Here is a 10,271-nt window from a genome sequence, read left to right as displayed (position 1 = left end):
CCCGGTGCGCCCGCCCTGGGCCACGCCGGCACCCGATTCGATGAAGGTCTGGGCGGCGCTGGTGCCGAGCGGTGCGGCGATCATCGAGGCGAAGGCGTCCACCGTCATGGAGCGCTTGAGGTTGCGCGGATTGCCGTCCTTGTCCTTGAGGTCGGCGGACTCGGCGAGGGCCATGAAGCAGGAGAGGGCATCGAAGAAGTTGGTGAACAGCATCACGAAGATGAACGGCAGGTAGGCCACCTTCAGCGCCCCCCAGATGTCCACCTGCAGCACGCCGCTGAAGTCGGGCCAGGCGGCCAGGCCGCTCCACTCCACGATTACGTCGCCGCCCCACAGCCGCCCCATGGGCGTGCCCAGGATCAGGGCACCGTTCATGCGCAGGATCACCATGACCGCGGTGGCGATCAGGCCGATGAAGAAGGTGATCAGGGTGGGGTCGAAGCTGCCCAGGGTCACCAGGGTGGCGTCGCTGCCGACGATGAAGCCGGCATTCTTCAGGCCGATGAAGGTGATGAACAGCCCGATGCCGCAGGTGATGGCATAACGCAGGGAGGCGGGAATCGCCTCGATGATCGCCTTGCGGACGTTGAAGACGGCCAGCAGGGCGAACAGCACGCCGGACCAGAAGACGCAGCCCAGGGCCACCTCCCAGGGCAGGCCGGCACCGAGCACCAGGGTGTAGGTGAACAGGGCGTTCATGCCCATGCCCGGGGCCACCAGGATGGGGTTGCGGGCGTAGAGTCCCATGGCCAGGCTGCTCATGAAGCTGATCAGCACGGTGGCAGAGAGGGCGGCGGTGAAGGGGATGCCGGCATCGGAGAGGATCGCCGGGTTGACCACGATGATGTACATGGAGGCGAGGAAGGTGGCGATACCGGCGCCGCGACGGCTGACGCCGAAGTAGCGATCCAGCCAGTGACCTTCCGTTGACGATGACGTACGCAGGGACTCGTCTGACAGGGAGGGAGTTTTGGGGTCCATGGACAGTACCGTTGTTGTTGGTGTATGGCGGGTGCGAAAGCGTCGGGGTGATGCAGTTTCTGACCAAGTGGTCAGCTGTATCGCCTTCAGCATAGTCCCGAGTTGACCGATTGGGCAAGTTCGATTTTTCCCGATGATGACGATCAACGTCGGGGAAAAGGCGGGTGAATGGGAGGTAACGCCAATACCCCGCGCATCTGATGGATGGCGGGGGAGGCGAGATGGCGGCGCCGGCCGGGTTGTTGGCGTCACCCGGGCGTCAAGAAGGGCCGGGGATTCCCCTTGTGAGGACGTACCCCGGCCAAGATGCCAACCCCATCATCGGCATTCGGTGGTGGTCGGTCAGGCCGCGTCGCGCCGGTGCTGGCAGCGGCCCGCCGCCCAGGTTTCGTGAACGGCCCGGTCGTCGCCCAGCATCATCAGGGCGAACAGGCGCTCGCCCAGAGTGCGGCAGCGGGCGCTGCGCCGGGCCAGCAGCGGCGTGGCGGCGGTGTCGAGGACCACGAAGTCGGCGTCCATCCCCGGAGCCAGGCGACCGAGGCGGGTGTCCAGGGAGAGTGCCCGGGCATTGCCCAGTGTCAGGCCAAAGAAGCCCTGCCAGGCGGTGAGCGGCTGGCCGCGTAGCTGGCCCACCTGGTAGGCGGCCTTGAGGGTGGCCAGACCCGAGAGGTCGGTACCGCCGCCCACGTCGCTGGCGTAGGTGATGTTGAGGGCGGTTTCCCGGGCCGCCTGGCGGTCGAAGAGGCCACTGCCCAGGAACATGTTGGAGCTGGGGCAGAAGGCCAGGTTGGCGCCGCGTTCGGCCAGCCGGCCCCGCATCTCCTGGTCGAGGTGAATGCCGTGGGCGAAGGTGCTGCGCGGTCCCACCAGGCCCGACTGTTCGTAGACCGCGAGGTAATCGCGGCTGCCGGGGAAGAGCTCGGCCACCCAGTCCAGCTCGCCGGTGTTCTCGGCCAGGTGGGTCTGCAGCCACAGGCTCGAGTCGTTGCGCATCAGGGCGCCGGCGGCGTCCAGCTGGGCGCGGGTGGAGGTGGGGGCGAAGCGCGGGGTGAGGCTGTAGCCGAGCCGTCCCTTGCCGTGCCAGTCGCCGATCAGCCGTTCGCTGTCGCGGACCCCGCCCAGGGTGTCGTCGCAGAGCGCCTCGGGGGCGTGGCGATCCATCAGCACCTTGCCGGCCAGCATGCACAGCCCACGGCGGTGGCTGGCGGCGAAGAAGGCGTCCACCGAGACCGGGTGGCTCGAACAGAAGACTTGGGCGGTGGTGGTGCCGACCCGCAGCAGCTCGTCGAGGAAGGCCTCGGAGAGCGCCTCGGCGTGCTCGCGGCTGGCGAAGCGCAGCTCTTCCGGGAAGGTGTAGTCGTTGAGCCAATCGAGCAGCTGGCGGCCATAGGAGGCCATGATCTCCAGCTGCACGTAGTGCACGTGGCTGTCGATGAAGCCGGGCACGATCAGCTTGTCGCGATGGTCGATGACGCTGATTCCCTCGGGTAGCGTCGGGGCCAGCCGGGCGTAGTCGTCCACGGCGCGGATGCGGCCGTTCTCGATCCACAGGGCGCCATCCTGGTGGTGGCGGACGCTGTCGGCGGCAGGGACATCGGCCTCGCCGGGATCGGCGTCGAAGCTCAGCAGTTCGGCGCGCAGTACGCGCGAATCGGTAATCGTCATATCGTCAGGCTCGTTGTTGGTAGAGGCCTTGGTCTGTCGGTTGGCGGGCGCCTGACGGCGCCGCTGTCGACCCCGCTGTGGGAGCCCAATTGATTGGGCGAACCGTCGCGAAGCGGCGGCAGAGGAGGGCGCCGACCGGGTTCATTGGCGAAATGTCTGGCGTAGCGCCGCCGGGTCGAGACCGCGCTGATCGGGGTGCACGGCGCTCTCCACCAGGGGCAGCAGTTCGGCGATGGCGGCGATGGCGATGGCGTAGGGGGTCTTGTCGCCCCCCTTGCGCCTCTCTCCTTCCGCCCCGTTCGTCGCCCCGCCGACCGTGCCGATGGGGCAGCGCACCGAGGCTAGCGCCGCCTCGTCGTGGCCGGCGTCGCGCAGTGCCGCCCAGACGCACATGCCGAGCATGAAGGGGGGTTCCCCCACCGCCTTGGAGCGGTAGATGCTGGCCATGGAGTTGGGGTGACCCTCCAGCAGCGCGACCTTGAACACCGGTGGCAGGTCGCCATAGGTGGGGATCTTGTAGGTGGCCGGGCCGTCGGAGATCAGCCGTCCGGCCTCGTTCCACTTCAGCTCCTCGCTGGTCAGCCAGCCCATGCCCTGGATGAAGCCCCCCTCCACCTGGCCGAGGTCGATGGCCGGGTTCAGGGAATCGCCGACGTCGTGGAGGATGTCGACCCGGTCGACCTGGTACTCGCCGCTCAGGGTGTCGACGCTCACTTCCGCCACGGCGGCGCCGTGGGCGTAGTAGTAGAAGGGGCGCCCCTTGCCGGTCTCGCGGTCGTAGTGGATCAGCGGAGTGGCGTAGAAGCCCTTCTCGGAGAGCGAGATACGGCCCATGTAGGCGGCCTGGACCAGCTCGCCCCAGGGGATGCGCCGCTCGCTCTCGCCGGCGCCGGCCACCAGGTGGCCGCCCTCCAGGCGCATGCCCTCGCGGTCGAGACCGCCGAGCTCGGCGTGGAAGTGCCGGCTGGCGAAGTCGAAGAGCCGCTCCTTGAGCTTGACGCAGGCGTCGCGGGCGGCCTGGCCGTTGAGGTCGGCGCCGCTGGAGGCGGCGGTGGGCGAGGTGTTGGGCACCTTGTCGGTGCGGGTGGCGGTGATGCGCACCGTCTCCAGGTCGAGGCCCAGTTCCCGGGCCACCACCTGGCAGATCTTGGTATGCAGCCCCTGGCCCATCTCGGTACCGCCGTGGTTGATCTGCACGCTGCCGTCGGTATAGACATGCAGCAGGGCGCCGGCCTGGTTGAGGTGCTTGGCGGTGAAGGAGATGCCGAACTTCACCGGAGTCAGCGCCAGCCCCTTGCGGATAATGGGGCTGTCGGCATTGAACTCGCTGATGGCCTGGCGGCGGGCCCAGTAGTCGCTGCTGGTCTCCAGCCGTTCGATCAGGTCATGGAGCAGGCCGATCTGGTCCACGGTCTGGCCGTAGTGGGTGACGTTGCGCCCGGGCCGGTAGAGGTTGCGCTTGCGCACGGTCAGCGGGTCCTCGCCGACGGTGCGGGCGATATCCTCCATGGCCGCCTCGATCACCATCATGCCCTGGGGGCCGCCGAAGCCGCGGAAGGCGGTGTTGGAGGCGGTATGGGTGCGGGCACGATGGCCGGTGACCCGTACTTCGCCCAGGGAGTAGGCGTTGTCGGAGTGGAACATGGCGCGGTCGACGATCGCCTCGGAGAGGTCCGGCGAGTAGCCGCAGTCGCCAATCACGGTGATCTCGCCACCCAGCAGCACGCCCTGGTCGTCCACGCCCAGCCGGTAGCGGTTGTGGAAGGGGTGGCGCTTGCCGGTGACCCGCATGTCCTCGCCCCGCGGCAGGCACAGCCGGGCGGCGCGGCCGGTGCGCCGGGCGATGATCGCGGCGATGCAGGCCCAGGGCGAGGCCTGGGTCTCCTTGCCGCCGAAGCCACCGCCCATGCGGCGCATCTCCACGGTCACGGCGTGGAAGGGGATGTCCAGCACCTCGGCGACCAGCTTCTGGGTCTCGCTGGGGTGCTGGTTCGAGGTGTAGACCACCACCCCCTCGTCCTCGGTGGGGGTCACCAGGCAGGCCTGGCCCTCCAGGTAGAAGTGCTCCTGGCCGCCGACGAATTGCTCGTCGGTCACCACATGGGCGGCCTCAGCCAACGCCGTTTCCCAGTCGCCGCTCTGCTGGACGTGAGTGGGGCGCACGAACTCGCCGCGCTCGGCGGCGGCCACCGGGTCGAGGCTGGCTGGCCGCTCGTCGATCTCCACCACGGCGGCCTTGACCGCTTCGCGGGCGGCGCGATGGCTCTCGGCGGCTACCGCGAAGAGCACCTGACCGACGTAGCTGATCTCCTCCTCGACGAAGATGGGGTCGCCGGGGAAGACCGGCCCGATATCGGTGTGGCCGGGCACGTCGCCGATGGCGATGACGTCCACCACGCCGGGCATCTGCCGCACCTTCGCCAGGTCGAGGCGGGTCAGGTGACCGTGGGCCACCGGCGAGAGGCCCAGCGCCAGCTCCAGGCAGTCGGCGGGGGCGGCGATATCGTCGATATAGGCGGCACGACCGGTAACGTGCTTGACGGCGCTCTCGTGGGGGCGCGGGCTGCCGGCGGCGCCGCTATCGTGCCGGGGCGCGACCGGCACGCTGTCGGGGGCCTTGGCTTGCGGGGTGGGGGGCGCTTCGACCGGTGCGCTGTCGGTCGCCTGAGCCGTTGCGTTGTCGGGTGCCAGAGCCGGCGCGGCCCCGGTGGCCTGGGAAAGCTTAGTGAGCGTACGCATGGAGCATCACCTCCCGGTCGGTGTTCTCGTTCTGCTGCGCCTGGTTGTCACGAAGCAGGACCAGGCGCAGGCGTTCCAGCAGGTTGGCGGCGGAGAGCTGGCGGTAGTGGGCGCTGCCCCGCACGTCGCTCATGGGCTGGAAGTCGCGGCCGAGGGCCAGGCGGGCGGCCTGGAAGGCGGCCACCGAGGGGACCCGCCCCTCCAGGGCGGCCTCCGCCTCGGCGGCGCGCTTGGGAATGGCCGCCATGCCGCCGAAGGCGAGGCGCACGTCGCGCAGGATGCCGTCCTCCAGGCGCCAGGCGAAGGCGCCGAGCACCGCGGAGATATCATCCTCACGACGCTTGGACAGCTTCCACACCTTGAGGTGTCGCTCCGGCGCCGGCCGCGGCAGGAAGATGGCGCGGATCACCTCGCCCTCGCGCAGCGCGGTCTTCTTGTAGTCGAGGAAGAAGTCGTCGAGAGCCAGTTCGCGCTCGCCCTCGGGGCCGGCCAGCCACAGCCGCGAACCGAGGGCCAGCAGCACCGGCGGGGTGTCGCCGATGGGCGAGGCGTTGGCGATGTTGCCACCCAGGGTGCCGCGGTTGCGCACCTGGCCGGAGCCGAGGCGATGGAGCAGGTGGGCGAAGGGCTCGTAGTGCTCCTCGAGCAGTGGCTCGAGGCGCGAATAGGTGACGGCACCGCCGATCCACCAGCCCGGGCTGCCGTCCTCCTGGGTCGCCTCCTCGAGGGTCTGCAGCTCGGCGACCCGGGTCACATCCACCAGGCGTTCGAAGCGGCGCAGGCGCTGGGTCACCTCTAGCCAGAGGTCGGTGCCGCCGGCCACCACCGGTGCCTCGGGGTGGGCGGAGCGTTCGGCCATCAGCTCGGCCAGGCTACTGGGCTGAATGAAGATGGCGTCGGTGACGGGCTCCGGCTTGGGTGCGGCGGCATCCAGCCACTGGGGGCGCTGCTCGGGGTAGTCGCCCATGGCCAGCGCCGCGTCGCGGATCGGCCGGTAGCCGGTGCAGCGGCACAGGTTGCCGCCCAGCGCTGCCTCGAGGCGCTCGGGCGTCAGTGGGGCGGGGCGCTGGCGCTGCTCCTCGTGCAGGGTGAAGAGCGACATCACGATGCCCGGGGTGCAGAAGCCGCACTGGCTGCCGTGGCAGTCGACCATGGCGGCCTGGGCGGGGTGCAGGGCCTCGCCCTGGGCCAGGCCCTCCACGGTGACCAGTTGACGGCCCTGGAGCTGGTGGGCGGGGGTGATGCAGGCATTGGCGGCCTGATAGCGCACGCGGCCATCCGGGCCGGGCTCGCCGATGGCCACGGTGCAGGCGCCGCAGTCGCCGGAGGCGCAACCCTCCTTGGTGCCGGTCTGGCCAAGTGTCTCGCGCAGCAGCTCGAGGACGCTGGTGTCGGGCGAGACCTCGCAGCGGCGAGGCTGCCCATTGAGCAGGAAGTCGATCATCGCCTTGTCTCTGTTGTTGATCGCAGGGGGTATCCCGGACGTCTCGGGTGTGTTCTCTCGTGACAGCAAGTTGACCGATTGGTCAGGATGACCTCAGCATGGTCCACAATGCGACGTATTGCAAGCCCTATTGTGCTCCCGTTTGCACCCCGCCCCGGGCTGGGGCACTATCCGAGGCAATCGCGCCATGGGTGAGTGGCGAGAATGGCGCAGGTTTCGGGGGTTTTCAGGGGTGACGATGACGCAGCAGAAGGGGGCGATGGCCCGCGACGAGAAACGCGACAGGGGGGACGGCAACGGGGTCATTCGCGTTCGCAACGAGCGGGATATCCTGAAGGCGGCCGAGAAGGTCTTCGCCCGGCACGGCTATCGTGGGGCCAGCGTGCAGGCCATCGCCGAGGAGGCGGGGCTGCCCAAGTCCAATGTCCTCTACTACATGGGCAGCAAGCGCGGCCTCTACGTGCGCTTGCTGGAGCGGATGATGGCGCGCTGGAACGCTCTGCTGGACGATATCTCGGCCGACGACGACCCCGCCGAGGTGCTGGAGGCCTTCATCCGCAGCAAGATGCAGCTGTCGCGGCGCCATCCCGAGGGCTCGCGGCTCTTCGCCGCGGAGATCCTGGGGGGCGCGCCCTTCCTGCAGGAGTACCTGCGCGGCGAGCTGCGCGACTGGGTGCAGACCCGGGCGCGGATCTTCGAGGAGTGGGCCGAGCGGGGGCTGATGGATCCGGTGGACCCGGTGTGGCTGATCTTCCTGATCTGGTCGGCCACCCAGCACTACGCCGACTTCGAGGCCCAGGTGCTGGGGATCACCGGCAAGGACGAACTCAGCGACGCCGACGTGGAGCGGATCACCGCCTTCCTCACCCGGGTGATCCTCAAGGGGTGCGGCGTCAGGCCTCCTTCGGCAGCGCCAGGCTGATCAGTACGGTGGCGGCGAGCAGGGTGCTGGAGACCCAGAGGGTGGCGGTGAGGCCGCCGACCAGGTAGAGCCAGCCGGAGAGCAGGGTGCCGATCAGCCGCCCCATGGCGTTGGCCATGTAGTAGAACCCCACGTCCAGGGAGACCCCATCGCTTCTGGCCAGCTTGACGATCAGGAAGCTGTGCAGGCTGGAGTTCACCGCGAAGACCGCGCCGAACAGCAGTAGCCCGCCCAGCAGCACCAGCTGGGGCTGGGCCTCCAGGAGCTGTCCTTCAAGACCCAGTGCGATCAGCGCCGGCAGGGCGGCGAGCGATGCGGCCCAGGCGATGGCCGCACCGCGGCCGGCGTGGCGCCCGGTGAGTCGCGGCGCCACCGCCTGCACCGCCCCATAGCCGATCACCCAGAGGGCCAGGAAGCCGCCCACCCGCCAGCTGTCCCAGCCGAACTGGGTGGCCAGGAAGACCGGCAGGGCCACCACGAACCAGACATCCCGGGCGCCGAAGAGGCACATCCGCGCGGCCGACAGGATATTGATGGCGCGGCTCTTGGAGAGCATCTCGCGAAACTTCGGTTTGGCCTTGGCCCGGCCCAGGTCGCCGTCGAGGCGCGCAAGCGACAGCGCCAGCACCCCGGCCAGCATCACCGCCATGGCGAGTATTGCCCCCTGGAAGCCGATCAGGGTCAGCAGCAGCCCCCCCAGGAAGAAACCCACTCCCTTCAGCGCGTTCTTGGAGCCGGTGAGCAGCGCCACCCAGCGGTAGAGCGAGGTATGCCCGGCGTCGCCGGCCGGCACCAGGGTCTTGATGGCGCTCTTGGCGCTCATCTTGTTGAGGTCCTTGGCGATGCCCGAGAGCGCCTGGGCGGCCATCACCCAGGGCACCGAGAGCCAGGCCACCGGCACCAGCAGCATGGCCAGCGCCACCACCTGCAGGCCGAGCCCCAGGTTCATGGTGCGGTTGAGCCCGAGGCGCGCCCCCAGCCAGCCCCCCACCAGGTTGGTCACCACGCCGAAGAACTCGTAGAAGAGAAACAGCAGCGCCACTTCCAGCGCCGAGTAGCCCAGCCGGTGGAAGTAGAGCACCACCAGCATGCGCAGGGCGCCGTCGGTGAGGGTGAAGGCCCAGTAGTTGCCGGTGACCAGCAGGTACTGGCGGATCTCCCGGGGCAGGGCGGCGACGCGGGCGATCATGCGTCGGCGTTCCCCACCTTGGCGGCCAGCTCCGCGGTGCGGCAGGCGTAGCCGTACTCGTTGTCGTACCAGGCGTAGAGCTTCACCTGGGTGCCGGCCACCACCATGGTGGAGAGCGCATCGACGATGGAACTGCGCGGGTCGGTACGGTAGTCGATGGAGACCAGCGGGCGCTCCTCGAAGCCCAGGATGCCGGCCAGCGAGCCCTCGGCGGCCTCCTTCAGCAGGGCGTTGACCTCCTCCTCGGTGGTCTCGCGTGCGACCTCGAACACCATGTCGGTGAGCGAAGCGTTGGCGAGCGGCACCCGCACCGCGTGGCCGTTCAGCTTGCCTTCGAGCTCCGGGAAGATGGCGGTGATCGCCTTCGCCGAACCGGTGGTCGTCGGGATCAGGCTCATGCCGCAGGCCCGGGCGCGCCTGAGGTCCTTGTGAGGCGAGTCGAGGATCACCTGGGTGTTGGTGATATCGTGGATGGTGGTCATGGAACCGTGGCGGATGCCGAGGTTCTCGTGGATCACCTTGACCACCGGCGCCAGGCAGTTGGTGGTGCAGCTCGCCGCGGTGACGATGCGGTGCCGGGCCGGGTCGAACAGATGATCGTTGACCCCCACCACCAGGTTGAGCACGCCCTCGTCCTTCACCGGGGCGCTCACCACCACCCGCTTGACCCCCTGGTCCAGATAGGCCTGGAGCTTGTCGGTGGTTTTCATCTTGCCCGAGGCCTCGATCACCAGGTCGCAGCCGGACCAGTCGGTGGCCTCGATCTCGCGGTTGGCACCGAAGGCGATGCGCCGGCCGGCCACCCTCAGGGCGGCGTCGTCCGCCGTGATATCATCGCCGCCGCCCGTCCACTGGCCGTGCACCGAGTCGAACTGCAGCAGGTGGGCGAAGGTGGCGGCGTCGCCGCCCGGGTCGTTGATCTGCACGAACTCGAGGTCCGGGTTCGTCCAGCCGGCGCGCAGGGCCAGGCGGCCGATGCGGCCGAAGCCGTTGATGCCGATGCGTATCGCCATGGGGTGGCTCCTTGAGTGTTTCCGGGGAGGTGTCGGGGGAGAGAGAAACGAGCATATATGGCGAATCGTATATGAAGCAGGATGACAGTTCGATGACAGCAGGCCTGCCCATCGAGGCGCGGCTCGACGCCATCCAGGCCGCCCTGGCGGCCCACTGCCGTGCGCTGCTGGTGGCCGAGCCCGGCGCCGGCAAGACCACCCGGGTGCCCCTGGCGCTGCTCGAGGCGCCCTGGGCCGCCGAGGGCCGGCTGCTGCTGCTGGAGCCGCGGCGTGTGGCGGCGCGGCTCGCCGCCGGCTTTATGGCCGAGAGCCTGGGTG

At 69.1% G+C, this 10,271-nt stretch carries 8 protein-coding genes; 2 read left to right on the top strand and 6 right to left on the bottom strand.

Annotation, left to right across the window (positions count from 1 at the left end):
- From J5F18_RS12530 to xdhA, 4 genes are all read right to left on the bottom strand, one after another.
- On the bottom strand, nt 1-981 hold a 981-nt coding region (locus J5F18_RS12530; RefSeq protein WP_346298952.1), incomplete at its 3' end, for an NCS2 family permease.
- Nucleotides 982-1,323: 342 nt separating this feature from the next.
- Nucleotides 1,324-2,646: a guanine deaminase gene (guaD, locus tag J5F18_RS12525; protein ID WP_346298951.1), complete on the bottom strand. Its 1,323-nt coding sequence runs from the start codon at nt 2,644-2,646 to the stop codon at nt 1,324-1,326.
- A gap of 141 nt (nt 2,647-2,787) precedes the next feature.
- The gene (xdhB, locus tag J5F18_RS12520; protein ID WP_346298950.1) at nt 2,788-5,385 is read right to left on the bottom strand and encodes a xanthine dehydrogenase molybdopterin binding subunit; all 2,598 of its coding nucleotides are present in this window, start codon (nt 5,383-5,385) and stop codon (nt 2,788-2,790) included.
- Nucleotides 5,369-6,829: a xanthine dehydrogenase small subunit gene (gene xdhA / locus J5F18_RS12515; RefSeq protein ID WP_346298949.1), complete on the bottom strand. Its 1,461-nt coding sequence runs from the start codon at nt 6,827-6,829 to the stop codon at nt 5,369-5,371. Before xdhA ends, xdhB begins: the two co-directional genes overlap by 17 nt.
- Nucleotides 6,830-7,088: 259 nt before the next feature.
- On the opposite strand from xdhA, the gene J5F18_RS12510 reads away from it, so the two are divergent.
- Nucleotides 7,089-7,751 (top strand): TetR/AcrR family transcriptional regulator, encoded by a 663-nt coding sequence (locus J5F18_RS12510; RefSeq protein WP_346302225.1) that lies wholly within the window; start codon nt 7,089-7,091, stop codon nt 7,749-7,751.
- Here the strand turns inward: J5F18_RS12510 and arsJ are convergent.
- Nucleotides 7,723-8,940, bottom strand: a complete 1,218-nt coding sequence (gene arsJ / locus J5F18_RS12505; RefSeq protein ID WP_346298948.1) for an organoarsenical effux MFS transporter ArsJ — start codon at nt 8,938-8,940, stop codon at nt 7,723-7,725. The genes J5F18_RS12510 and arsJ overlap by 29 nt on opposite strands.
- The gene (locus tag J5F18_RS12500) at nt 8,937-9,953 is read right to left on the bottom strand and encodes an ArsJ-associated glyceraldehyde-3-phosphate dehydrogenase (RefSeq protein ID WP_346298947.1); all 1,017 of its coding nucleotides are present in this window, start codon (nt 9,951-9,953) and stop codon (nt 8,937-8,939) included. Before J5F18_RS12500 ends, arsJ begins: the two co-directional genes overlap by 4 nt.
- 92 nt (nt 9,954-10,045) lie before the next feature.
- Between J5F18_RS12500 and J5F18_RS12495 the strand changes: the two genes are divergently transcribed.
- A partial coding sequence (locus tag J5F18_RS12495; protein WP_346298946.1) for a hypothetical protein occupies nt 10,046-10,271 on the top strand: 226 nt, incomplete at its 3' end.

It is taken from the genome of Halomonas sp. BM-2019 (assembly GCF_017584085.1).
This window is presented reverse-complemented; position numbering and strand designations above follow the sequence as displayed.

Bases quoted from the DNA above. Each gene is read 5' to 3' on its own strand.
- J5F18_RS12510 (WP_346302225.1), top strand. From the start codon at position 7,089: ATGGCCCGCGACGAGAAACGCGACAGGGGGGACGGCAACGGGGTCATT.
- xdhA (WP_346298949.1), bottom strand. From the start codon at position 6,829: ATGATCGACTTCCTGCTCAATGGGCAGCCTCGCCGCTGCGAGGTCTCG.
- xdhB (WP_346298950.1), bottom strand. From the start codon at position 5,385: ATGCGTACGCTCACTAAGCTTTCCCAGGCCACCGGGGCCGCGCCGGCT.
- J5F18_RS12500 (WP_346298947.1), bottom strand. From the start codon at position 9,953: ATGGCGATACGCATCGGCATCAACGGCTTCGGCCGCATCGGCCGCCTG.
- arsJ (WP_346298948.1), bottom strand. From the start codon at position 8,940: ATGATCGCCCGCGTCGCCGCCCTGCCCCGGGAGATCCGCCAGTACCTG.
- guaD (WP_346298951.1), bottom strand. From the start codon at position 2,646: ATGACGATTACCGATTCGCGCGTACTGCGCGCCGAACTGCTGAGCTTC.